Genomic DNA, 23,608 nt, shown 5'->3' with positions numbered 1-23,608 from the left:
GCTCCGTCGCCTGACTTCTTCGCCGTCCTCCGCCATCGCCGAGCCGGGCGGCCGACATCGAGCCGCCGACCAGCCTGGCCGCGAGGTGTGGACGGGGCGGGGCGTGAGCCGGCCCGCGGTGGCCGGGTCGGCCGCGCCGCGCGTGGTACTGGGGAGGGGCCTGGCGACCGGACGTCGCGATCGTGTGGCACAGTAGGATGCGGTGTCCGCCGGTTCTCTGGCCGACGTTGTCGTGACTGATGCGGTCGTGACCGATGCTTTGATGATCGACATAGCTGTGACCGGCCCTGCCGCGATCGGAGTTGTCGTGAGCGGCGTCGTAGCGATACGCGATATCGTGATCGGCGCTGTCGGTCCGCCGATCCGGCGCCCCGGTCGGTTCGCCGACCCGGCGTAGCCGCTGTTCCGGTTTCCGCCGTCCCGGCGTGTGCTCGCCCGGCCCTGGGTCGGTGCGGTGCCCCGCGTCGAGTGGCGTGCCGGTCGACGCGGCCCGCCGGGCACGTTCCGGCGTTCATGCATTTGACTGTGACAACCTCTGAGGAAGCGACTGCCATGCACACCCTGGACAGCCTCGACGCCGAGTCGCGCAGGACCGACGTGCCGGAGTTCTGGCCGGGCGACACGCTCAAGGTCCACGTGCGTGTGGTCGAAGGTAACCGCCAGCGCATCCAGGTCTTCCAGGGCGTCGTGATCCGCCGCCAGGGGGGCGGCGTGCGCGAGACGTTCACCGTCCGCAAGGTGAGTTTCGGTGTCGGTGTGGAGCGGACCTTCCCCCTCCACAGCCCGATCGTCTCGCGGGTCGAGGTCGTGACGCGCGGTGACGTCCGCCGGGCGAAGCTCTACTACCTCCGCCAGCTCCGCGGCAAGGCCGCGAAGATCAAGGAGAAGCGCGAGCCGGTCGGCCGCTGATCCCGCGCGCGGGCCGGCAGCCCGGTGACCTCGTCGCAGGACTTCCGGCGACTGGCCGCTCACCAAACCACTTCGCCGCGTGAGCGGTGCAGCAGGATGGTCAGGTCGTGGGTCGAACCGGTCAGGCCACGGCCATGGGCGGGTGTCGACCCGTTCCGTGACGAATGACGGCCGACCTCGCGAGGTGGCGCAGTGAGTGGATCGGACCGGGGCACGCCCGAGCCGTTCGGTGGTCAGGCGCAGGGCGGTCCGCCGTCCGGCGGCCCGGCCTCAGGCGCTGCGGCGGGTGGTCACGGGCAGCGCGGTGACGCGGCTCTCCCCTGGGACACCGGCACCGACGTCTCGGACTCCCGGCGCGCTGCGGATTCCGGCCTGGCCGATTCCGGGCTGGCCTCGGACACCCGCGGCCGGGATGAGCGCGGTGGCCTGACGGGCGACGCCGTGCACCCGCCAAACGGGCCGGACGGGCCTACCGGAACGGCCGGGCACGAGGGCGCGGCCGGGGGCGGTGAGCCTGCGGCGACGGGCCGGCGGATCTCGCGCCCGCCGGCGGGGCGGGACCGCGGGCGCGGCTCCTTCCTGCGCGAGCTGCCGGTCCTGGTGCTGGTCGCGTTCCTGCTGGCGCTGCTGATCAAGACCGTGTTCGTCCAGGCGTTCTGGATTCCGTCCGAGTCGATGGAGCGGACGCTGCTCATCGACGACCGGGTCCTGGTGAACAAGGTCATCTACCATTTCCGGGACGTGCACCGGGGCGAGATCGTCGTGTTCAACGGCGAGGGCACCGGTTTCGAGCGGGAATCGATCGTGGCCCCGCCGGCCAACGGCCTGAGCAGGTTCATCCGCGGCGCACAGGAGCTGCTGGGCCTCGGCGCGCCGAGCGAGAAGGACTTCATCAAGCGGGTGATCGGCGTAGGCGGTGACGTCGTCGCGTGCTGCGACGCCGCCGGGCGGGTGACGGTGAACGGCAAGGCGCTGGACGAGCCGTACGTCTACGAGAACGACTTCCAGGCGTTCGGGCCGTTCACGGTCCCTGACGGGGACCTGTGGCTGATGGGCGATCACCGCTCTCGCTCGTCGGATTCCCGCCAGAACGGACCGGTCCCGCAGGACAAGGTGATCGGCCGGGCGTTCGTGCGGGTGTGGCCGCTCGGCCGGTTCGGCCTGCTCACGGTGCCCGGCACGTTCTCCGGCATCCCATCGGCCTCCGCCGCGCCTGCTCGGACGCCCGCTCCGACGTCCGACGAGACGGCACCGAGTTCGCCGCCGGGCGCGGTCGGCGTGCCCGGAAGCACCGGATCCGCGGATCTGCTGATCGCCCCGGTCGGCGCGCTCGCCCTCGCCGTTCCGGCGAGCCGGCGGCGGCGCTCGGGCGGGCGGCGGTCGACCGGCGGGCGGTCCATCGGCTGGTCGACGCGGGCGAGCGGGGAGCGGCGCTGCGGCCCGCGCAGGCGGTGGGCGAGACGGCGCGGCATGGGCGGTTCACCCTGATCGCGATGGACGTGCGTGGCACGGCGATCCGCTCCGACGCCGGCCTCTTCGGCTACGAACGGGCGCTCGTCCGGCGCGGGCTCGGGCCGGTCGCGGGTGTGGACGAGGCCGGCCGGGGAGCCTGCGCCGGGCCGATGGTGGTGGCCGCCGTCGTCCTGGATCAGCGTCGTCTGGGGCTGCTCAGGCGGCTGGCCGACTCGAAGCTCCTCACCGAGCGGGTCCGCGAGGAGGTCCACGCGGATGTTCTGGCAGCGGCGGCGGCGGTGTCGACCATCGTCATCCCCGCCGCCGAGATCGATCGGAACGGCGTGCACGTCGCCAACATCATGGGGATGCGGCGGGCGGTGGCGGCGCTCGACGTCCGGCCGAGGTATGTGCTCACCGACGGGTTCGCGGTCGCGGGTCTTGGGGCCGAGTCGCTGGCGGTGATCAAAGGCGACCTGATGGTCGGGTGCATCGCCGCGGCGTCGGTCGTGGCCAAGGTGACCAGGGACCGGATCATGCGTAGTTTGCACAAGCGGTATCCCGAGTACGATTTCGCGCAGCACAAGGGCTACGTCACAGCGGCGCACACCGCCGCGATGACGCGGTACGGGCCGTGCGAGCAGCACCGACTGTCATATGTCAACGTCGCCGCGCTGGCGGCGCCGGCAGGGGAAACACGATCGTTGCGGCTGGAGGACAGGGTTGCTATGACCAGCCTGCGTGGCGTCACGGAGACCGCATGAGCGCGGAGGATCTCGAAAAGTACGAGACCGAGATGGAGCTCCAGCTCTACCGCGAGTACCGCGACGTGGTCGGGTTGTTCTCGTACGTGATCGAGACGGAGCGTCGTTTCTATCTCGCGAACGATTATCAGATCGAGGTCCGGAACAGTACGGACGGCGAGGTCTTCTTCGAACTGACCCTGCGGGACGCCTGGGTGTGGGACATGTTCCGTCCCGCCCGATTCGTGAAGAACGTGCGAGTCGTCACCTTCAAGGACATCAACGTCGAGGAGCTCACCAAGGCCGAGCTCTGAGCGACGGTGCGCCACCGGTTCGCGTGCCGTCGCGGACGGTGGTGCCCCGTGGTGCCCGTCGCGCGGACCGCTCCGGGTGACCCTGTGGACGAGAAAACCTTGTCCACAGGTCTCCCTTCAGCGGCCACCGGCGGCTCGCGCACGCGGAACCTGATCTCACCGGCGGGCGACCGACCCCCGGTGGGACGGAGCCTCGGATGCGGGTCAGTCAGCGGCTCGGCAAGTTTGGTGAGGACGTCGCCGCGCGCCACCTGAGCGCCGACGGTGCGGAGATCCTTGCCCGGAACTGGCGCTGCCGGGACGGCGAGATCGACATCGTCGCCCGCCACGGCGACACGCTCGTCTTCTGCGAGGTGAAGACGCGCAGCGGCGCGGACTACGGGAGCGGCCCGGACGCCGTGGTCGGCCGCAAGGCGGCGAGAATCCGGCGGCTGGCCGTGCGGTGGCTGGCCGAGCACCCGCATCCACCGGCGATCATCCGTTTCGACGTGCTGTCGGTCTACCGGGAGCGGCAGGGGTCCGTCCGGGTGGAGCACCGGCGGGGTGCCTTCTGATGGCGCTTGCGCGGTCGCTGGCCGTCGCGGTCGTCGGTATCGAGGGCCATCTCGTCGAGGTGGAGGCCGACCTGGCCCGCGGCCTGCCCGGGCTGACGCTCATCGGCCTTCCGGACGCGGCACTCCACGAGGCCCGGGACCGGGTGCGGGCCGCTGTCGTCAACTCGCGTGAGCGCTGGCCGGACCACCGGATCACGGTCGGCCTGTTCCCGGCGACCCTGCCCAAATCCGGCAGCGGCTTCGACCTGGCCATGGCCGCCGCGATCCTGGGCGCCGCCGGCGTGGTCCCCGCAGCCGCCCTCGGTAGCAGGGTCCTGATCGGTGAGCTCGCGCTCGACGGCCGGCTTCGGCCGGTGCGCGGGGTGCTGCCAGCCGTTCTCGCTGCGGTCGAGGCCGGCTTGGCGAACATCGTCGTGCCCGAACCCAACGCGGGCGAGGCGTCGTTGGTCCCGGGCGCGGTCGTCGAGTCCATGCCCGACCTCGCCAGCGTGCTCGGCCTGCTGCGCGGCCGCCCACGGCTCGGCCTGGCACGGTTCCCCGCGGCATTGGCACCGGCACGGGTGTCGGAGCCCGCATCGGTGTCGGCATCGGCGGCGCCGCCGGAGCGGGAGCCGGAGCCGATCGGGCCTGATCTCGCGGACGTCGCCGGCCAGAGCCGGGGGCGCCTGGCCGTGGAGGTGGCCGCCGCGGGCGGACACCACCTGTTCATGCAGGGCCCGCCCGGCTCGGGCAAGACCATGCTGGCCGAGCGGCTGCCCGGGCTGCTTCCGCCGCTGGACACCGCCGCCGCGCTGGAGGTCACCGCCGTGCACTCGGTGGCGGGCGTTCTTCCCGTCGGCCGCCCGCTGGTCACGCGGCCTCCCTTCCGTAGCCCGCATCACTCCGCCACGCCGGCGGCGCTTGTCGGCTCCGGCTCCGCGGTGATCCGCCCGGGGCTGGCCAGCCAGGCGCACCACGGCGTCCTGTTCCTCGACGAGGCACCGGAGTTCGGCCGAACCAGCCTGGACGTGCTGCGCCAGCCGCTCGAGAGCGGTGTCATCGAGGTGGCGCGGGCCCGGGCCGCCACCCGGTTCCCCGCCCGCTTCCTGCTCGTGCTGGCCGCGAACCCGTGTCCCTGCTCGCGGGCCCGCGGCCCCCGTGACAACACCTGTGACTGCTCGAGCACGGTGCGCCGGCGCTACCTGGCGAGGCTGTCGGGGCCGCTACTCGACCGGATCGACATCCAGGTGGCGTTGACCGCGCCGAGCCGTGCCGAGCTGCGGGCCGATCGGGGGCTTGGCACCTCCTCGAGCGTCGTCGCCGAGCGCGTCGCTTCGGCCCGGGCCGCGATGCGGCGCCGACTCGCCGGCACGCCGTGGCGGCGTAACGCCGAGGTGCCCGGCCCGTCACTGCGCCGACAGTGGCCGCTGCGGCCGGCTGCGACCCGGCTCGCCGACCGTGCCTTCGAGCGGGGCCTGCTCACCGCGCGTGGGCTGGATCGGGTGCTGCGCGTCGCCTGGACGGTGGCGGACCTCAAGGGCGAGGACCGGCCGGGCCCCGACGAGATCGGGCTCGCCCTGGACCTACGCCTTCCCGGGGGATCAGCGTGAGTGCCGGGGCGGGCGAGGTGTCGTCCCCGATTGGTGCTCCTGCGCCCGGCGGCGACGAGCCACGGCGCCTTGCGCGGATCGGGCTGAGTCGCATCGCCGGCCCGGATCTCTCCTCGCTTCCCGAACAGCTGCACGGGCTCGGAGATATCGCGCTGTGGGAGCGCCTGAGGCCGCAGCACCCCGGTGTCGACCCGCGCCAGGACGTCGAGACCGCCGCGCAGGTCGGCGCGCGTCCCATCTGCCCAGGTGACCCGGAGTGGCCCTCCTGTGTCGACGCCCTCGATGAGGCCCGTGGCGGCGGCCGGGAGGTCGGCGCCCCTCTCGTGCTGTGGGCTCGGGGGGCGGGCCGGCTCGATCACCTCAGCCAGCGGGCCGTGGCCGTCGTCGGCTGCCGCGCGGCCACGGCGTACGGCGTCCACCAGGCGGAGGAGCTCGGGTACGGGCTCGCCGGGCGCGGCTGGACGGTGGTCTCCGGCGCGGCGTTCGGAATCGACGCCGCCGCACACCGAGGCGCCCTCGCTGCCGCGGGGCCGACAATCGCGGTCCTCGCCGGGGGTGTGGACGTGCCCTACCCTGCCGCGCACACCGACCTGCTCGACGAGATCGCCGCCTCCGGCCTGGTTCTCAGCGAGACCCCACCGGGCAGCCCGCCCTACCGGCGGCGGTTCCTCACCCGAAACCGGGTCATCGCCGCGCTGTGCGCGGGGACGGTGCTCGTTGAGGCCGGGCTCCGCAGCGGTGCGCTGAACACCGTTCGCCATGCCCGGCGGCTCGGCCGCACCGTGATGGTGGTGCCCGGGCCGGTGACGAGCGCGATGAGCGCCGGCTGTCATCGCCTCCTGCGGGACCATCGCGAGGAGGCGGTGCTGGTCACCAGCGCCGGTGACATCTGCGAGGAGATCGGCCCGATCGGCGAGCTGGAGCCCCGCTCGACCGGCCCGGCCCGGGCGCGCGACGGTCTCGCGGATCTCGTGCTGGAACTGCTCGACGTGATGCCGGCCCGCTCCACGATCGGCGTCGCCGAGCTGGCCCGCCGCGTCGGCAGGCAGCCTGGGGCGATCCTCGCCCTGCTGGGCCCGCTCGCGGTCGAGGGGCTGGTGGAGGCGACCCACTCCGGGTATCGGCTGACCGCGCTCGGCCGCTCCTCCTCGTCCCCGCCCCGAGGCCAGCCAACCTCGCCCGAGGGCGCGCCGCCGGCGGCGTCCGGCTTCACGCCGCCTTGACGCCTCGCCATTCCGGCGGCCAAGGTCGCGCAATGGGGACGGGTGGCGATCCCGCGGCCACGGCCCGCGGTGGCCGTGGTGACAGCGCTGGTGGCGGCAACGGCGGTCGCGCTGGCGCAGGTCCTGGTGACGGTGATGGTGATGGAGGCAGTGGCGGCGACGGCTGGGCGGGTGCCGTCGAGGCTTTCGTGCGCCATCTGGTCGCCGAACGGGATCGTTCGCCGGAAACCGTCCGGGCCTATCGCGCAGATCTCGCGGGCCTACGTGCGCACGCCGCCGCGGCCGGCCGTACGGATCTCCTGGACCTGGATCTCGCCGTGCTCCGCGGGTGGCTGGCCGGCATGCGTTCCGCCGGAGCGGCACCGGCCACCATCGCCCGCCGTGCGTCCCTCGCCAGGGTGTTCTCCGCCTTCGCCGCGCGGCGGGGATTCCTCCCCGATGACGTCGGGGCGCGGCTGGCGACCACCCGGGCGCCGCGGCGGATCCCCCAGGTACTCACCGCGGCACAGGCGGACCGGCTGCTGGAGACACGGCCTCGGGGGGATCGTGCGCAGGAGCCGCGCGACGTCGCGCTGAACCTGCGTGACGATCTGGTTCTGGAGATCCTCTACGGCAGCGCGGTGCGGGTCTCCGAGCTGTGCCGGCTCGACATCGGTGACGTCGACCACGAGCGGCGCCTCCTGCGCGTGCACGGCAAGGGCGGCCGCCAGCGCAGTGTGCCGTTCAGCGTGCCCGCGGCGGGCGCGCTCGACGTCTGGCTCACCAGGGGCCGGCCCTACCTCGCGACGCGCGTCGAGGCGGCGCTGCTGCTCGGTGCCCGTGGCGGCCGGCTCGACCCGCGTTCCGTGCGCCGGCTCGTCCAGGCGCGCGGCGCCGCCGCGGGGGTTCCCACCGGTCTGACGCCGCACGGCCTGCGCCACGGCGCGGCCACCCACATGGTCGAAGGCGGCGCGGACCTGCGCTCCGTGCAGGAACTGCTGGGACACGCCAGCCTGTCGACCACGCAGATCTACACCCATGTCACCCCGGAGCGGCTGCGCGCCGCCTTCGACCAGGCCCATCCGCGGGCCTGACGTCCGCGCCACCGACCGATCCCCGTAGCGGACCGAGCCGCATGACGGAGTGCTCCCGTTCGGTGGCGTCCCCGAGTACCGGGCCAGCCTGCCATCGGCGGTTCAGGGGCATCGGCGGTTCAGGGGCATCAGCCATCCAGCGGCAGCAGCCGTGGCGGGACCCGGTGGAAGAAGGAGAGGGGATCGAGGTACTCGGAGCCGCGCAGCACGCCCCAGTGCAGGCAGGCGGCACCCGGGCAGCCCGGGTGGCCGGCCTCGAGAAGCCCGAGCTGATCGCCACCGCCAACCGTCTGGCCTTCGTGGACGAGGGGGCGTACCGGCTCGTAGGTGGTACGCAGCGCGCCGTGGACCACCGTCACGACCCACCTGTCACCGACCCATCCGGCGAACCCGACGACACCCGGCCGCGCTGCCCGGACACCGACACCGGGATCGGAACGAAGATCCACCCCGCGGTGGCCCGGGCCGTAGGGATGCGTGGGAGCGCGGAAGATCCCGGCCACCGTGACCGGCTCCGGCAGCGGCCAACGCCACCTCTGGTCGCCGTCCGGCGCCCGCGCCGGGGCCGGGGCCGGGGCCTGCGCCGGGGACGAGGTTGGGGCGTCGGGCGTGGGTTCAGTCGGCGCCGCGGCTGTGAGCCCGCCTGGGGAGTCGTTGACCGCCGGAGCCGCGGTGGGCTCGGAGGAGGCCGTTCGGGGGATCGCCACCGTCGTCGCGGGTGTGTCCGCCGGTGACCTTGAGGTCGTGGCGTCCGGGCTCGTCGGTGCGGCAGGGATCGCGGCCGTCACGGGCGGTGCCGGGGTTGCCGGAGCGGTCAGCACGTCCGGTGCGCCCGCGCCGAACGACCCGCGGATCGGTACCCGCCCGGGACAGCCCAGGGCGATCATCAGCGCGAGAGCGGGGATCACGAGCCAGTGCGGGTCGAAACGCGGCGGGTGGGGCACGGCGGTTCGCCTCCGGATTCGGCAGCCGACCGCGGCAGCCCGACACGGCGGCCATGAGTGACCGCTGATGGCCGACAGTGATCGGCTGGCTGCGATCGGCGCCGGCCGGCGTCGTCGCCGCGGGCGGGGTGGGGGAGCGAGGCTCCGTGGACGGTGTGGGGGCGGCGGCCGGGCCCGGTCGGGGGTGGGCCCGGCCGCCGCCTTGCTGGCTCGCGGGGGCTCGGTTTGCCAGCAACATCAGGATGCGTGCATGCGGCGGCAAATGCAGCTACCCAACGGCAAATGTGGATAACTGAAAATGAAAGAGCGAAGACGGTGTCTTCGGGTGTCTCTTGGCGCTTATGGCCGGGTATCGCCGGCCGCCGAGAGCGGGCTCCACCATGCGGGCCGAGGGGCCGCTCCGGCCTTCCGTGGGCGAGCCGCGGCCGGTCTGTGATCGATGGACCGCACCGCCATGGGTGTCCCGCCCGCACCTTGTTCCGCCGTCCCGGACCGCTCCGGTCCGTGCCCACCCGCCCCGCCCCGGCCCAGTGCCGCGTGGCATATCCGGCCGTGCCCCATGCTGAGCTGGGCCGGGCGGGGGCCGGCGTCGCTGGTTCGGGGAGTGGGGATTCGGGGAGTGGGGAGTGGCCACGGCGGCCGGGTATCATCGACACGGAGTCCGTTGGTCGGTGCGTTCCCGGCTTCCTGGACGTCGCGGTGGTCCTGCGGCGCAGTTGTGCCGTGTCGCGGTCTCGTCGCGGTGTTCCTGATGCTGAGGTGTTCTCGGCGCTGTGGTGTTTCACGGTTTTCTACAGCGCCGTCGGCGCCAGGTGCGTCTCCGATGGCGGTCGGGTGGCGGTCGTTCGGTCGATCTCCCACCGCTCGCGGGCTCAGTTCGCACGCCCACTCCCGGCACTGACCGGGAGGGCCTCCTCGGTCCGTCGCCTCGCGGCGGCCACGGCCATCCGGGCGTCAGGGGCTCCGGTTTTCCGCCGGGGCCGTCACAACCGAGGCGTCCCGGCCCGCGGGCCGGGCGGGAAGGGAGCGACGGATCATGGCCGTCGTCACCATGAAGCAGCTCCTCGAGAGCGGCGTGCACTTCGGGCACCAGACCAAGCGCTGGAACCCGAAGATGAAGCGCTACATCTTCACGGAGCGCAATGGCATCTACATCATCGACCTCCAGCAGACGCTGTCGTACATCGACCGCGCCTACGACTTCGTCAAGGAGACGGTCGCCCACGGCGGCACCGTCCTCTTCATCGGGACGAAGAAGCAGGCACAGGAGGCGATTGAGGAGCAGGCCCAGCGGGTCGGCATGCCCTTCGTCAAGGAGCGTTGGCTCGGTGGGATGCTGACCAACTTCTCCACGGTCTACAAGCGGCTCCAGCGGCTCAAGGAGCTTGAGGAGATCGAGCTGACCGGYGGCACGGAGGTGCGCACCAAGAAGGAGCAGCTCGTCCTGACCCGGGAGAAGGCGAAGCTCGAGCGCACCCTCGGTGGTATCCGCGACATGGCCYGCGTGCCGAGCGCGGTGTGGGTCGTGGACACGAAGAAGGAGCACATCGCCGTCGGTGAGGCCCGCAAGCTGGGCATCCCGGTCGTGGCGATCCTCGACACCAACTGCGACCCCGACGAGGTTGACTACCCGATCCCGGGCAACGACGACGCGATCCGCAGCGCGGCGCTGCTGACCCGTGTCGTCGCCGACGCGGTGGCCGAGGGTCTGATGTCGCGGGCCGGCGCGTCGAGCAACGCCGAGGCCAAGCCGGAGCAGTCCACCGGCGAGGAGCCGCTCGCCGAGTGGGAGCAGGCCCTGCTGCGTGGGGACGCCGCGGCCGAGGCGCCTGCCGCCCCCGCCGCCCCGGTGGCGGCCGAGGCCGCCGAGCCGACCGAGGCGGTCGCGGCTGTCGAGACGGCCACCGAGGAGCAGCCCCAGCCGGACGCGGTCGGCACCGCCGTCTGACACATCCTGGTCTCACGCGGGTTCTCCGGGGGCGTGACCACGTCCCCGGAGAACCCGTTCCAGCCCCGGTAGGGCCGTCCGTGCGACTGTCGGGGCGGGCGACCCCTGGGAGGACGGACGTCGACCGCCGCGGGCGGGCGACGAGCGGCCCCGGGGGCGCCTCCGCGCGGCGGCGTCGCGTGTGTTTCGGCGCCGAGACAGAACGCCCACCATCGCCAGCAATCGGAACTGACGAGAAGAGCACCATGGCAGACATCACAGCCGCCGACATCCGCAAGCTCCGGGAACTGACCGGCGCGGGGATGAGCGACGTCAAGAAGGCGCTCGTCGACCACGACGGTGACTTCGAGAAGGCCAAGTCCTGGCTGCGCGAGAAGGGCCTCGCGCAGGTCGCCAAGCGCGCGGGCCGCAGCACGGCGAACGGGCTGGTCGAGTCGTACCTGCACCGCACCGACCCGCAGCTCCCGCCGACGCTCGGCGTGCTCATCGAGCTGCGTTGCGAGACTGACTTCGTCGCCAAGACCGACGACTTCAAGCAGCTCGCGCGGGACCTCGCCCAGCACATCGCCGCGGCGGACCCGCTGTACGTGACCGCCGAGCAGATCCCGAACGAGGTGCTCGAGCAGGAGCGGAAGATCTACGAGGCGGCCGCCCGCGAAGAGGGCAAGAACGACAAGGCCATCCCGAAGATCGTCGAGGGTCGGGTCAACGGCTACGTCAAGAGCGTCGTCCTGCTGGACCAGCCCTGGGTCAAGGACGGCAAGCTCACGATCCGCGCGCTGCTGGAGCAGGCCGGATCCGCGCTGGGTGAGAAGATTGAAGTGGGCCGGTTCGCCCGGTTCAACATCAAGCAGGCCTGAGCGCGAGCGCACCGCGCCGGGCGACGTGACACGGCCGGGCACCCGGTGGGGGAGGACCTCCGCGGGTGTCGGGCCGGAGTCCGTGCGGGGCCCGGGTGCGGCGCGTGGGCGCGAGCGACGTCCGGGCTGTGGGCGCGAGCGACGTCCGTGCTCGCCGGCGGGTGACCGCGGCGGTTGAGCCCGCCACGGTTCGCGCTGGTCGACGCGCCACGCGGGGCCACGGGCAGCCGTGCCGGAGTCGTGCGGCAGACTGCTGTCAGCATGAACATCCTTGGCCGCTGATCCCGGCCGCCGGCGAAGGAGCCGCCTGTGACCGATGACGCCGACAGTGCCGTTGGAGGGGTGGATCCCGCCGCCCGCACCGAGCCCGGGCCGCGGTGGACCCGCCTCCTGCTGAAACTCTCCGGCGAGGCCTTCGCCGGTGGTGAGCCGCTCGGGATCGACCCGGTGACGCTGGCGACGATCGCGCGCCAGATCGCCCAGGTGAGCCGCTCGGGCATCGAGGTCGCCATAGTCGTGGGGGCCGGCAACATGTTCCGCGGCCAGGCGCTCGCCGAGCGGGGCATGGACCGCGCCCGCGCCGACTACATGGGCATGCTGGGTACGGTCATCAACTGCCTGGCCCTGCAGGACGTCCTGGAGCGCGAGGGGATCGTCACCCGCGTGCAGACGGCGATCGCCATGGGCCAGGTCGCCGAGCCCTACCTCCCCCTGCGCGCGATCCGGCACCTGGAGAAGGGGCGCGTGGTCATCTTCGGCGCCGGCCTCGGGGCACCGTTCTTCTCGACGGACACCACCGCCGCCCAGCGGGCGCTGGAGATCAAGGCGCAGGCGGTACTCAAGGCGACGAAGGTCGACGGGGTCTACGACTCCGATCCGGCGACGAACGCCGGCGCCGTCCGGTTCGACAGCCTCACCTACAGCGAGGTCCTCGCGCGCGGCCTGAAGGTCATGGACGCGACCGCGATCAGCCTGTGCATGGACAACGACCTGCCCATTGTCGTTTTCGACCTCCTGACCGAGGGGAACATCTCCCGCGCCGTCCGGGGTGAGAAGATCGGCACGTTGGTCGGAGTCGAGACGTACGGAACGGAAGGTGCGCGGTGATCGACGACACGCTCCTCGAGGCCGAGGAGAAGATGGACAAGGCCGTCTCGGTCGCCAAGGACGACTTCGCCAACATCCGCACGGGGCGGATCACGCCAGCGGTTTTCGGGAAGGTCCTGGTGGACTACTACGGCGCTCCCACGCCGGTGCAGCAGCTCGCCTCGTTCCACATCCCCGAGCCGCGCATGGTCATCATCACCCCGTACGACAAGTCGTCGCTCGGCGCGGTGGAGAAGGCCGTCCGTGACTCCGACCTCGGGGTCAACCCGAGCAACGACGGGACGATCATTCGGTGCGTCTTCCCGGAGCTGTCCGAGCAGCGCCGTCGTGACCTGGTGAAGGTGGCCCGCACCAAGGCCGAGGAGGCCCGGGTCAGCATCCGCAACATCCGCCGGCACGCGAAGGACGCGATCGACCGGATCGTCCGCGACGGCGAGGCCGGCGAGGACGAGGGACGCCGCGGGGAGAAGGACCTCGATGAGGCCACCCACCGTTACGTCAGCCAGGTCGACGAACTGCTTCGCATCAAGGAGTCGGACCTGTTGTCGGTCTGACCCTCGACCAGCGCCCGTCCGCGTGCGACGCCGTGCCCATCCGCTGTCCCGGCCCCTGCGCCCGGGTTCCCGTCCCCGTCTCCGTCTCGTCGGCAAGCTGGCGGGCGGCCGGTGGACGGCGGACCTCGCGGCGCCGTGAGCGTCTCGGCCCTGGGGGTTCCTCCCGAGGACGCCTCCGTGACTGACCGCGCGGACACCCCCGACGGGGGGCGGGGGAACGCCGGCGACGTGCCGGTGCATACCCGCCCGGTCGACCTGGCCCCGGCCGGCCCCATTCCGGCCGGTCCGGCACCGGCCAACTCCGCCTCGGGCACAGCGGCAACGCCGGACGCGGCTGCGCCCCCGGAGACAGCCTCGGAGCCGCCGCGCGGCGGCCGGGCCCCGCGGAACGGCCGGCGGGTGATCCGGGCCGGGCGCGACCTGCCCGCGGCGATCGCCGTCGGGGTCGTGCTGGGCGCGGTCATCCTCGTCCCGCTGTTCACGCTGTACCCGATCTGGGTCGCGGTGGTCAGCGCCGCCGTGGCGGTCGGCACCTACGAGGTGGTCCGTGCCCTGCATGTCGCGGGGATGAGCGTGCCGCTCGTCCCGCTGGCCGCCGGGGCGATCGCGATGCCCGTGGCCGCCTACACGTCCGGCACCAACGGGCTCGCGCTCGCGCTCGCGGGCACGACCCTGGCCGCCGTCGCCGTCCGCGCGGTGCGCGACCCGGCCGGCGGCGGGCGTCACGGCGGCGGGCGTCAGGCGCGGCTGCGGGACGCCGCGGCCTGCGCGTTCACCTCCGCGTATGTCGGCTTTCCGGCTGGGTTCGCCACGCTGCTCACCTCCGCCCCGGACGGCCACTGGCGCACCATCGCGTTCCTCGGAACCGTCGTGGCCAGCGACATCGGCGGCTACACCGCGGGTGTGCTGTCGGGCGGGCGGCACAAGCTCGCGCCCAGCGTGTCGCCCGGGAAGTCCTGGGAGGGGTTCGCGGGATCGGTGGTGGGCTGCGTCGTCGTCGCCAGCGTGCTGATGGCGTGGCCGCTGGGCGCCGAGATCTGGCAGGGCGCGCTGCTCGGCGCCGCCGTCGCCTGCACGGCGACCGTGGGCGACCTCGGTGAGTCGCTGCTCAAGCGGGACATCGGCATCAAGGACATGGGCAACCTGCTGCCCGGCCACGGCGGCCTCATGGACCGGCTGGACTCGCTGCTGTGTACCGCGCCCGTTGCCTGGCTGCTCATCACCGCGTTCCTCGGCTGACCGATCACCGATTCGTCGCGTGCCCGGGGCTCCTGGCAGACTGGACTGGCCATGACAGCCACGACCGCCGAATCCGGAAACCTCCTGCCACTGGTGTCAGGGCGGTCCAGGCCGCCGCGCCACCTCGCGGACCTCTCCCGGGACGAGCGGCGGGCCGTGGCCACGTCACTGGGCCTGCCGGCGTTCCGCGCCGACCAGCTGGCCCGCCACTACTTCACCCACCACCTGCGTGCCGACGACGCAGACCTGATGACGGACCTGCCCGCCTCGGTCCGCCCCGCGCTCGTCGAGGCGATGCTGCCGAGGCTGCTCACGCCGGCCACCGCCCTCGACTGCGACGGTGGCCAGACTCGCAAGACCGTCTGGCGTACCGTCGACGGCGCCAAGATCGAGTCGGTGCTGATGCGCTACCCGCAGCGGGCGACGGTCTGTGTCTCGAGCCAGGCGGGCTGCGGCATGGGATGCCCGTTCTGCGCGACGGGCCAGGGCGGGCTGACCCGCAACCTCTCGACCGCCGAGATCGTCGAACAGGTGGTGGACGCGGCTCGAACGATGGCGGCCCGAACGACGGCCGAGGGTGGCCTGCCCGGTGGTCCCGGCAGGCTGTCGAACGTGGTGTTCATGGGCATGGGGGAGCCGCTGGCGAACTACGCCGCCCTCCTCGCCGCCCTGCACCGCCTCATCGACCCGGCGCCCGACGGGCTGGGCCTCTCCGCCCGCGGGCTCACGGTCAGCACGGTGGGCCTGGTCCCGGCGATCCGTCGCCTCGCCGGTGAGGGGCTGCCGGTGACCCTCGCCGTGTCCCTGCACGCCCCGGATGACGAGCTGCGCGACGAGCTCGTCCCGATCAACACCCGATGGCCGGTGGCCGAGGTGCTCGCCGCCGCGTGGGAGTACGCCCGGGTGACGGGGCGGCGCGTGAGCATCGAGTACGCCCTGATCGACGGCGTCAACGACTCGCCCGAGCGCGCGGACGCGCTGGCCGCCCTGCTGGCCGGCCAGCTCGCGCACGTGAACCTCATCCCGCTCAACCCGACGGGCGGCTCGTCCTGGCAGGCGAGCGCCCCGCGCGGCCAGCGTGTCTTCGTGGAGCGCCTGCGGGCCCGCGGGGTGGCGGCCACCGTCCGGGACACCCGGGGCCGGGAGATCGCCGCGGCCTGCGGGCAACTCGCCGCGGAGCCGCCCGTGCGCTCGAGGACGGGTCGGTAGTCGTGGCCACCGGGAACTCCGCCGGTCGTCGGCGTAGCCACGGCCGGGCCGGGGCCGGCTCCGCGCGGTCGGGGGCCGCCCGGCAGGGGCTGGCCCGGTCGAGCGCGCTGCGGCACGGGTCGCGTCCGGCGAACACGCTGTGGCTGCCGCTCACCGCGGCGGCGGGGGTGCTCCTGCTCCTGGTCTGGTACGCGATGTCGCAGGATCCCGGGGAGGCGACCGGTTCCTCGTCCCCGGTCGCGTCCGCGTTGGGCGGAGCGGGCGGTGCCTCCGGCGGGCCCGCCGCCGTGGCGGCACCGACCGTCCCGCCGCCACCGCGCAGCGGCTGCGAGACCGGCAGCAGCCTGCCGGCGGGCGTCACCACCGAGACCATCCACGTCGGCGACGTCGACCGGCAGTTCCTGCTGGCCGTCCCGCAGGGCGGCGGGGCGGGTACCGCACTGCCGCTGGTGCTGAACCTGCACGGTTACGGGCAGCCCGCACAGGAGCTCGAGCAGTACACCCAGATGGCGGACAGCGGCACCCGGGCCGGCTACGCCGTCGCCGTCCCGGTCGGGGCGTCGAACCGGTGGAACTTCACCCGCTCGGCCAAGGTGGGCCCGGATGACGTTCTCTTCGTCGGCGCGCTGCTCAACGACCTGACCGGCCGGATGTGCCTGGACCCGAAGCGGGTGTTCGCCAGCGGCTTCTCCGACGGCGCCGACATGGTCCTCGCGCTGGCCTGCGCGCTGCCCGAGCGCTTCGCGGCGGTGGTCACGGTCGCGTCGAGCCGCTTGCCGGATGCCTGCGCCGCGCCACGGGCCAGCCTGCTCGAGCTGCACGGCACCGACGATCGGATCGCGCCGTTCAACGGCGGGGGCCAGGCCCGCACCGCCCCCTACAACGGGCTCGTCGCCCAACCGGTGGAGGCCCGCACCGACAGGTACGCGCGCGCTCTCGGCTGCGGCGGCGAGCACTCGACGACGCAGGACTTCACTCACGTCGCGCGGACGAGCTGGACGACCTGCCCGGCCGGCAAGGACGTCGGCACCCTGGCGATGCAGGGCGGCGGGCACACCTGGCCGGGCGCGGCACCACGGCCCGAGCTGGGTGGCACGGTGACGAACCTGAGCGCGACCGTCGTGGCGCTGGCCTTCTTCAGCGGCCACCCGGCCGACGGCCGGACGGTGACCGGTGGCGGCTCGGGAGGCGGCGCGCCCGCGACGGGCGGCGCGGCCACGGGCGGCGCCACCGCGCCGACCCAGCCGCCGGCGGGGGCACCCGCGACCACCCCGCCCGCCTCGGCGGCACCCGGTGACCAGCCCGAGCCCACACCGACCGGGGCGAGCGACGATCCCGACCCGGCGCCGTCGGCGCCGCCCGGCCCGTCCACGAGCGCGACGCCGACCGGTGAGACGCCCGCAGGCGCCGGGTAGTCGCACGGACGGGCACGTCGCTTCTGGTGATGCCTCGTCGGGCGGCGGGCAGGGGCACGAACGGGCACGTCGCTCCTCGTGACGGTTCCGCGGGCGCCGGGTAGGGGCACAGACGGGCACGTCGCGCCCGGTGAGACATCCGCCGCCGGGGGGTACGGACAGGGGCGGGCAGGTCACGCCCGGATGCTCCGGGTGTTGACCAGTCGTAGGCGCGGCTACACCCATTGCGCACCTTCGGGCCTCACCTGTCATGAACCGAACAGGCCTCGGTCGAAGCGTCGAAGGGCCTGCGAGAATAGGCAGCGTGGCGGAGGCTTCGGTCCAGCGTGAGGTTGTTCTGCTCGGGTCCACCGGCTCGATCGGGACTCAGGCGATAGATGTCGTACGCCGCAACCCGGACAGGTTCCGGGTGGTGGCGCTGATGGGAGGCGGGTCGCGGGTCGACCTGCTCGCGGCGCAGGCGCTCGACCTGGGGGTCGAGGCGGTCGGTGTGGCCGCGGCCTCGTCGGCGCAGGACCTTCAGCTCGCGTTCTTCGCGGAGGCGTCCAAGCGCGGCTACCGCCGTGGCGAGTTCGCCGTCCCGAAGATCCTCGCCGGGCCCGATGCGGCCAGCGAGATCGCGTCCTGGCCGGCGGACATCGTCCTCAACGGGGTGTCCGGCTCGGTCGGGCTCGCGCCGACGCTGGCGGCCCTCAGGGCCGGCGCGACGGTCGCGCTGGCGAACAAGGAGTCGCTGGTCGCGGGCGGCCCGCTGGTGCTCGACGCGCTCGGCGGCAACCCGGACCGGCTCGTCCCGGTGGATTCCGAGCACTCGGCGCTCGCGCAGTGCCTGCGCGGGGGGCGGCGTGAGGAAGTCCACAAACTGGTGCTGACCGCCAGCGGCGGGCCCTTCCGTGGCCGGAGCAGGGACGACCTGGCCGGGGTCACCCGGGAGCAGGCACTGGCCCATCCGACCTGGGCGATGGGCCCGCTGGTCACGATCAACTCGGCGACGCTGATGAACAAGGGCCTCGAGCTGATCGAGGCCCACCTGTTCTTCGGCGTGCCGTATGACGACATCGAGGTCGTCGTCCACCCGCAGTCGCTGGTCCACTCGATGGTCGAGTTCAACGACGGGTCGACCATCGCGCAGGTGTCGCCGCCGGACATGCGGCTCCCGATCGCGCTGGCCCTGGGCTGGCCGGACCGGGTGCCGCTGGCCCAGCCGCCGATGGACTGGACGCGCGCCCAGTCGCTGACCTTCGAGCCCCTGGACACCGTCGCGTTCCCCGCGGTGGACCTCGCCCGGACGGCGGGCCGCCTCGGCGGGACCGCGCCGGCCGTGTTCAACGCGGCGAACGAGGAGGCCGTCGCGGCCTTCCTCGCCGGGCAGCTGCCCTTCGTCCGTATCGTCGACCTGGTGGCCGAGGTGGTGCAGGCACACGAGGTGATCGCCCGTCCGACGCTGGACGAGGTGTTCGCCGTCGAGCGTGAGGCCCGCGCCGCCGCGAACCGCCTGATCGAGAAGGCCGGCGGGCATCCCGTGGCGGCCGGAGGACATGGTTGATGGCAACTCTGGGCATCGTCGCCTTCGTCCTCGCCCTGTTCGTCTCCGTCGTCCTGCACGAGGCGGGGCACTTCGTCACCGCCCGCTACTTCGGGATGAAGGCGTCCCGTTTCTTTGTCGGCTTCGGCCCCACCCTGTGGTCGAAGCAGCGCGGGGAGACCGAGTACGGCATCAAGGCCATCCCCGCCGGCGGGTTCGTCAAGATCGAGGGGATGACCTCCCTCGAGGAGATCGACCCGGCGGACGAGCCCCGTGCCTTCTACAAGGCGCGGGCGCGGGCCCGGCTGGTGGTGATGTCGGCGGGGTCGTTCGTGCACTTCGTCATCGCGATCGTGCTGATCTACGGGGTGCTGGTCACCATCGGCACCACCCAGCAGAGCCAGACGATGATCGGGCGCACGAGCTGCGTGGCGACGACGTCCGCCTGCACCGGCCCGGGGCCGGCGGCGGCAGCCGGGCTGCGGGTCGGCGACCGGGTGGTGAGCTTCGACGGTGTGGCCGTCACCACCTGGGAGAAGTTCACCCGGCTCGTGCGCGATCACGGGCCGGGCCCGGCGGTGCTCGTGGTGTCCCGCGACGGCGCGGACGTCACGCTGCGGCCGGACCTCGTCGAGGTGCTGCGCGACCGCGAGACCGGCCTCGCGGGCAAGGACCCGGTCGGCGCCCTGGGGGTCAGCCCCGGTCAGGAGACCGTCGACTACGGCCCGCTCTCGGCGGTTCCCGAGACGTTCTCGGTCATCGGCTCCGGGTTCACCGGGATGTACGAGACGTTCACCGAACGGATCGATGACATTGGCCGCATCTTCGGTGACAACCGCGACGAGAGCGGTTTCATCAGTGTGGTCGGCGCGGCCCGCCTCGGCGGTGAGGTGGCCGCGGCGGACGACGGCTGGACCGACCGGATCCGCGGTTTCCTGATCCTCGTCGCCGCGATCAACCTCGCCATCGGGATCTTCAACCTGTTGCCGCTGCTCCCGCTCGACGGCGGGCACATCGCGGTGCTCGGCTTCGAGCAGGCCCGACACGGCCTGCGTCGGCTGCGTGGCTATCGAGGCCCGGTGCAGCCGGTGGACTTCGCCAAGCTGTTACCAGCCACGTACGCCACGGTCGTCGTTCTCGTCGGGTTCAGTCTGATCATTCTGTCCGCCGACATCGTCAACCCCATCCGCATCAATCAGTAGCTGCCGTGTACCCGCGGTGGCGCGCGGTGGTGGTCTGCGGACGTCCCGGTCGCCGGTAGTTCCGGTGCGGGCGTCGCGTCTGGCCGTCGTGAGTGCGCCGCCCCGCACGACGCCGACTGACCCGGACGATCCCGTCCGTGACGGGCCTGGCCGGGTCGCCATCTGACGATCAAGCATCCGACACGCCAGTGAGGACATCGTGACCGTAACTCTGGGCATGCCCGCCGCTCCGCCTMGTCCGGTCGGAACGCGGCGGCTCAGCCGGCAGATCCACGTGGGCAACGTCCCGGTCGGAGGTGACGCCCCGGTCTCCATCCAGTCGATGTGCACCACGCTGACCTCGGACGTCAACGCGACCCTTCAGCAGATCGCCCAGCTCACCGCCGCCGGATGTCAGATCGTGCGGGTGGCGGTGCCCAGCCAGGACGACGCCGACGCACTGCCGACGATCGCCCGCAAGTCGCCGATCCCGATCATCGCCGACATCCACTTCCAGCCGAAGTACGTCTTCGCCGCGATCGACGCCGGGTGCGCCGCCGTCCGGGTGAACCCGGGCAACATCAAGGCGTTCGACGACAAGGTCGGCGAGATCGCGCGGGCGGCGAAGGGCGCCGGGGTCCCGATCCGCATCGGGGTCAACGCCGGCTCGCTCGACAAGCGGCTGCTGGAGAAGTACGGCAAGGCCACGCCGGAGGCGCTCGCCGAGTCGGCGCTGTGGGAGTGCTCGCTGTTCGAGGAGCACGACTTCCGTGACATCAAGATCTCGGTGAAGCACCACGACCCCGTGGTGATGATCCAGGCCTACCGGCTGCTCGCCCAGGCCTGTGACTACCCGCTGCACCTCGGCGTGACCGAGGCGGGCCCGGCGTTCCAGGGCACCGTGAAGTCCGCGGTGGCCTTCGGGGCGCTGCTGTCCGAGGGCATCGGCGACACGATCCGGGTCTCACTGTCGGCGCCGCCGATCGAGGAGGTCAAGGTCGGCGCGGCCATCCTGGAGTCGCTCGGGCTGCGCGAGCGCAAGCTGGAGATCGTCTCCTGCCCGTCCTGCGGCCGCGCCCAGGTGGACGTCTACACCCTGGCCAACGAGGTCAGCGCCGGCCTGGAGGGCATGGAGGTGCCGCTGCGGGTGGCCGTCATGGGCTGTGTCGTCAACGGCCCCGGCGAGGCCCGTGAGGCCGACCTCGGTGTCGCCTCCGGCAACGGCAAGGGGCAGATCTTCGTGCGCGGAAAGGTCATCAAGACGGTGCCTGAGGCGCAGATCGTGGAGACTCTCATCGAGGAGGCCATGCGGCTGGCCGAGGAGATGGAGGCCAGCGGCGCGGCCTCCGGCTCGCCGTCGGTGTCCGTGGCCTAGTACCTGGAAGGGCTGGATGGGTCTGCCGCTTCGCTCCGCTCCGACCCGGCTGCTTGACGATCGGGATCTGCCCGCGGTCACCCAGCTGCTGGGCCGCAACCCGGTAGCCGATGTCTTCGTCGCGTCGCGGGTGGCGGCGTGCGGTCTGGACCCCTGGCGCCTGGGCGCCGAGGTGTGGGGCCACACGGTCGACGGGACCCTGACCGCCCTGTGCTACTCAGGCGCCAACCTGTGGCCCGTGGCGGCGGGCCCGGCCTCGGCGAAGCTTTTCGCCGAGCGGGCCCGCCGGCAGGGCCGCCGCTGCTCGTCGATCGTGGGCGTCGGCTCGGCCGTCACCGCCATGTGGCGGCACCTGGAACCGGTGTGGGGCCCGGCCCGGGAGATCCGTGCCGACCAGCCGTTACTCGCGATCCAGGCCCCGCCGCGCATCGCGCCGGACCCGGCGGTCCGCCTGGTCCGGCCGGACGAGCTGGACGTGCTGCTCCCCGCCTGCATCGCCATGTTCACCGAGGAGATCGGCGTCTCCCCGGTCGGCGCGGACGGCGGCGCGCTCTACCGTTCGCGTGTCGCCGAGTTCGTCGGCCAGCGCCGCTCGTTCGCCCACATCGAGGACGGCCGGGTGCTGTTCAAGGCCGAGATCGGCGCGGTCGCCGGCGACGTCTGCCAGATCCAGGGCGTCTGGGTCGATCCGGCCCTGCGCGGCCGTGGCCTCGGCGCCGCCGGGACGGCCAGCGTCGTGGCACTCGCCCAGGCGACGTTCGCTCCGGTGGTCAGCCTGTACGTGAACGACTTCAACCATCCCGCCCGGCGCGCCTACGAGCGCGTGGGGTTCGAGCAGGTGGGCACCTTCGCCTCGATCCTGTTCTGACCAGAGCACGCTCCTGTTCTGACCAGAGCGCGCTGGTGACCGACGTGCACTGAGCGGCCACGTTCCGCGCATCTTTCCGCCCGGTTTCGTCCGGCGCCCGCCAGCTGCGAGCGCTCTACGCGACCGGGCGTTCACGCATGGTGGGAAATCGTGTCATCCGTGTGAATTCCGGTGACGGGAAGACCCTTGGTCTGGCATCCTTACTTTCCCGATGTATCCAATCGACTTGATGCGCTCGATCGACTTTGTGCAAGGCGCCGTGCGTGTGGGAAAGGGAACGTGATGAGGCCCAAGAGGCTGTGGCAGCGGTTCGTGCCACTGGTTGCTGCCGGTGCGTTGGCGCTGGCGGTCACCGCCTGCTCGGGCGACGACGGGGGAACGGAGTCCGTGTCGGCGTCCGGGGAGGTGACCGGGACCCTGCGGCTGGGGTACTTCCCGAACCTCACGCACGCCCCGGCGCTCGTCGGCGTGGGGCAGGGCATCTTCGCCAAGGAGCTGGGTTCCGGCGTGAAGCTGGAGCCGTCGACCTTCAACTCGGGCACCACGGAGGCGGAGGCGATCCTCTCCGGCGCGCTCGATGCCGGCTTCATCGGCCCGAACCCCGCGGTGAACACGTTCATCAAGTCCAAGGGCGAGGCCATCCGGATCGTCTCCGGCGTCACCTCCGGCGGGGCGGCCCTGGTCGTCAAGCCCGAGATCACCTCGGTCGAGCAGCTGCGTGGCAAGACGCTGGCGACCCCGAGCCTGGGCAACACCCAGGACGTCGCGCTGCGGTTCTACCTGAAGAAGAACGGGCTCGTGACGGACACCAAGGGCGGCGGTGACGTCTCGATCCGCCCGCAGGAGAACTCGGTCACGGTCGACGCCTTCAAGTCCGGCGCCATCGATGGCGCCTGGGTGCCTGAGCCGGTCGCCTCCCGGCTGGTCGCCGAGGGCGGCAAGGTGCTCGTCAACGAGGCCGACGAGTGGCCTGACACCGACGGGAAGTTCGTCACCACCCTCCTGATCGTCCGCACGGAGTACCTGGAGAAGAACCCCGAGATCGTCCGCCGGCTCATCGCCGCCAACATCACGGCGATCGATCAGCTCAACGCCGACCCGGCCGCCGGGCAGGCCGCCGCGAACGAGGCGCTGGACAAGCTCACCGGCAAGCCGCTCGCCGACGGCGTCGTCACCTCGGCCTGGAAGACGCTGACCTTCGGCCCGGACCCGATCGCCAAGTCGCTGTTCCTCTCGGCGGCGCATCAGGAGGAGCTCGGGCTCATCGAGGACCCCAAGCTCGACGGCATCTTCGACCTGAAGATCCTCAACGAGCTGCTGGCGGACGCCGGCGACCCCGCGGTCTCGGACAAGTAGGCCTCCACACAGGTAGGTCTCCGCACAACTGAACCTCCGCACAACTGAACCTCTGCACAACTGAACGACCGATCGACCGCGGCTCGGTGGGCGCCTCCCGTCCGCCGGGCCGCGATCCGGGTTCTGCCCCAGCCCGGCGATGCCGCGACCGAGGCTGCGCGGCCGGTGCC

General features: G+C 72.5%; 21 protein-coding genes. 20 read left to right on the top strand and 1 reads right to left on the bottom strand.

Going from position 1 to position 23,608, the window contains the following annotated elements; genetic code table 11:
• The first annotated feature begins 552 nt into the window (after positions 1-552).
• The 8 genes from rplS (at position 553) to BBK14_RS07855 (ending at position 7,857) form a co-directional block, all read left to right on the top strand.
• Positions 553-909: a 50S ribosomal protein L19 gene (gene rplS, locus BBK14_RS07890; RefSeq protein WP_020458783.1), complete on the top strand. Its 357-nt coding sequence runs from the start codon at positions 553-555 to the stop codon at positions 907-909.
• A gap of 192 nt (positions 910-1,101) precedes the next feature.
• Complete coding sequence (gene lepB / locus BBK14_RS07885; protein WP_071060605.1) at positions 1,102-2,397, top strand: signal peptidase I; 1,296 nt, start codon at positions 1,102-1,104, stop codon at positions 2,395-2,397.
• 5 nt (positions 2,398-2,402) lie between these two features.
• Complete coding sequence (locus BBK14_RS07880; protein WP_071060710.1) at positions 2,403-3,125, top strand: ribonuclease HII; 723 nt, start codon at positions 2,403-2,405, stop codon at positions 3,123-3,125.
• Positions 3,122-3,418, top strand: a complete 297-nt coding sequence (locus BBK14_RS07875; RefSeq protein WP_011606858.1) for a DUF2469 domain-containing protein — start codon at positions 3,122-3,124, stop codon at positions 3,416-3,418. The genes BBK14_RS07880 and BBK14_RS07875 overlap by 4 nt, the downstream gene beginning before the upstream one ends.
• 197 nt (positions 3,419-3,615) lie before the next feature.
• Positions 3,616-3,972: a YraN family protein gene (locus BBK14_RS07870; RefSeq protein WP_071060603.1), complete on the top strand. Its 357-nt coding sequence runs from the start codon at positions 3,616-3,618 to the stop codon at positions 3,970-3,972.
• Complete coding sequence (locus BBK14_RS07865) at positions 3,972-5,561, top strand: YifB family Mg chelatase-like AAA ATPase (RefSeq protein ID WP_071060601.1); 1,590 nt, start codon at positions 3,972-3,974, stop codon at positions 5,559-5,561. Before BBK14_RS07870 ends, BBK14_RS07865 begins: the two co-directional genes overlap by 1 nt.
• On the top strand, positions 5,558-6,784 hold the full coding sequence (gene dprA / locus BBK14_RS07860) for a DNA-processing protein DprA (protein WP_071060598.1): 1,227 nt from the start codon (positions 5,558-5,560) through the stop codon (positions 6,782-6,784). The genes BBK14_RS07865 and dprA overlap by 4 nt, the downstream gene beginning before the upstream one ends.
• A 188-nt stretch (positions 6,785-6,972) precedes the next feature.
• The gene (locus BBK14_RS07855) at positions 6,973-7,857 is read left to right on the top strand and encodes a tyrosine recombinase XerC (RefSeq protein ID WP_338045440.1); all 885 of its coding nucleotides are present in this window, start codon (positions 6,973-6,975) and stop codon (positions 7,855-7,857) included.
• A 128-nt stretch (positions 7,858-7,985) separates the two neighbouring features.
• Here BBK14_RS07855 and BBK14_RS07850 read toward each other — a convergent pair whose 3' ends face one another.
• Positions 7,986-8,801 (bottom strand): M23 family metallopeptidase, encoded by an 816-nt coding sequence (locus BBK14_RS07850; RefSeq protein WP_071060594.1) that lies wholly within the window; start codon positions 8,799-8,801, stop codon positions 7,986-7,988.
• Between the two features lie 1,036 nt (positions 8,802-9,837).
• On the opposite strand from BBK14_RS07850, the gene rpsB reads away from it, so the two are divergent.
• The 12 genes from rpsB (at position 9,838) to BBK14_RS07790 (ending at position 23,438) form a co-directional block, all read left to right on the top strand.
• A complete protein-coding gene (gene rpsB / locus BBK14_RS07845; RefSeq protein WP_071060592.1) occupies positions 9,838-10,749 on the top strand; it encodes a 30S ribosomal protein S2 in 912 nt (303 codons plus the stop codon).
• Positions 10,750-10,994: 245 nt separating this feature from the next.
• Entirely contained in the window at positions 10,995-11,609 is a 615-nt protein-coding gene (locus BBK14_RS07840) for a translation elongation factor Ts (RefSeq protein ID WP_041253727.1), read from the top strand.
• Between the two features lie 309 nt (positions 11,610-11,918).
• The gene (gene pyrH / locus BBK14_RS07835; protein ID WP_071060590.1) at positions 11,919-12,716 is read left to right on the top strand and encodes a UMP kinase; all 798 of its coding nucleotides are present in this window, start codon (positions 11,919-11,921) and stop codon (positions 12,714-12,716) included.
• On the top strand, positions 12,713-13,270 hold the full coding sequence (gene frr, locus BBK14_RS07830; RefSeq protein WP_020458794.1) for a ribosome recycling factor: 558 nt from the start codon (positions 12,713-12,715) through the stop codon (positions 13,268-13,270). The genes pyrH and frr overlap by 4 nt, the downstream gene beginning before the upstream one ends.
• 177 nt (positions 13,271-13,447) lie before the next feature.
• Positions 13,448-14,509, top strand: a complete 1,062-nt coding sequence (locus BBK14_RS07825) for a phosphatidate cytidylyltransferase (RefSeq protein WP_241831284.1) — start codon at positions 13,448-13,450, stop codon at positions 14,507-14,509.
• Positions 14,510-14,560: 51 nt separating this feature from the next.
• Positions 14,561-15,718 (top strand): dual-specificity RNA methyltransferase RlmN, encoded by a 1,158-nt coding sequence (gene rlmN / locus BBK14_RS07820; protein WP_071060586.1) that lies wholly within the window; start codon positions 14,561-14,563, stop codon positions 15,716-15,718.
• A 2-nt stretch (positions 15,719-15,720) separates the two neighbouring features.
• Positions 15,721-17,133, top strand: coding sequence for a CE1 family esterase (locus BBK14_RS07815; protein ID WP_071060584.1), 1,413 nt, complete (start codon positions 15,721-15,723; stop codon positions 17,131-17,133).
• Between the two features lie 250 nt (positions 17,134-17,383).
• The gene (dxr, locus tag BBK14_RS07810) at positions 17,384-18,679 is read left to right on the top strand and encodes a 1-deoxy-D-xylulose-5-phosphate reductoisomerase (RefSeq protein ID WP_241831282.1); all 1,296 of its coding nucleotides are present in this window, start codon (positions 17,384-17,386) and stop codon (positions 18,677-18,679) included.
• Positions 18,679-19,860 (top strand): M50 family metallopeptidase, encoded by a 1,182-nt coding sequence (locus tag BBK14_RS07805; protein ID WP_071060582.1) that lies wholly within the window; start codon positions 18,679-18,681, stop codon positions 19,858-19,860. The genes dxr and BBK14_RS07805 overlap by 1 nt, the downstream gene beginning before the upstream one ends.
• A gap of 199 nt (positions 19,861-20,059) precedes the next feature.
• A complete protein-coding gene (ispG, locus tag BBK14_RS07800; protein ID WP_071060580.1) occupies positions 20,060-21,214 on the top strand; it encodes a flavodoxin-dependent (E)-4-hydroxy-3-methylbut-2-enyl-diphosphate synthase in 1,155 nt (384 codons plus the stop codon).
• Positions 21,215-21,230: 16 nt separating this feature from the next.
• Positions 21,231-22,082 (top strand): GNAT family N-acetyltransferase, encoded by an 852-nt coding sequence (locus tag BBK14_RS07795; protein WP_071060578.1) that lies wholly within the window; start codon positions 21,231-21,233, stop codon positions 22,080-22,082.
• Positions 22,083-22,364: 282 nt separating this feature from the next.
• Positions 22,365-23,438, top strand: a complete 1,074-nt coding sequence (locus tag BBK14_RS07790) for an ABC transporter substrate-binding protein (protein WP_071060577.1) — start codon at positions 22,365-22,367, stop codon at positions 23,436-23,438.
• The last annotated feature ends 170 nt before the right edge of the window (positions 23,439-23,608 follow it).

The organism is Parafrankia soli, assembly GCF_001854695.1.
GTDB classification, from domain to species: domain Bacteria; phylum Actinomycetota; class Actinomycetes; order Frankiales; family Frankiaceae; genus Parafrankia; species Parafrankia soli.
This window is presented reverse-complemented; position numbering and strand designations above follow the sequence as displayed.

Coding starts and splice junctions, on each gene's coding strand:
- rplS (WP_020458783.1), top strand. CDS start 553: ATGCACACCCTGGACAGCCTCGACGCCGAGTCGCGCAGGACCGACGTG.
- rlmN (WP_071060586.1), top strand. CDS start 14,561: ATGACAGCCACGACCGCCGAATCCGGAAACCTCCTGCCACTGGTGTCA.
- dxr (WP_241831282.1), top strand. CDS start 17,384: ATGAACCGAACAGGCCTCGGTCGAAGCGTCGAAGGGCCTGCGAGAATA.
- BBK14_RS07795 (WP_071060578.1), top strand. CDS start 21,231: ATGGGTCTGCCGCTTCGCTCCGCTCCGACCCGGCTGCTTGACGATCGG.
- BBK14_RS07870 (WP_071060603.1), top strand. CDS start 3,616: ATGCGGGTCAGTCAGCGGCTCGGCAAGTTTGGTGAGGACGTCGCCGCG.
- BBK14_RS07790 (WP_071060577.1), top strand. CDS start 22,365: ATGAGGCCCAAGAGGCTGTGGCAGCGGTTCGTGCCACTGGTTGCTGCC.
- BBK14_RS07875 (WP_011606858.1), top strand. CDS start 3,122: ATGAGCGCGGAGGATCTCGAAAAGTACGAGACCGAGATGGAGCTCCAG.
- BBK14_RS07880 (WP_071060710.1), top strand. CDS start 2,403: ATGGACGTGCGTGGCACGGCGATCCGCTCCGACGCCGGCCTCTTCGGC.
- BBK14_RS07840 (WP_041253727.1), top strand. CDS start 10,995: ATGGCAGACATCACAGCCGCCGACATCCGCAAGCTCCGGGAACTGACC.
- BBK14_RS07805 (WP_071060582.1), top strand. CDS start 18,679: ATGGCAACTCTGGGCATCGTCGCCTTCGTCCTCGCCCTGTTCGTCTCC.
- BBK14_RS07865 (WP_071060601.1), top strand. CDS start 3,972: ATGGCGCTTGCGCGGTCGCTGGCCGTCGCGGTCGTCGGTATCGAGGGC.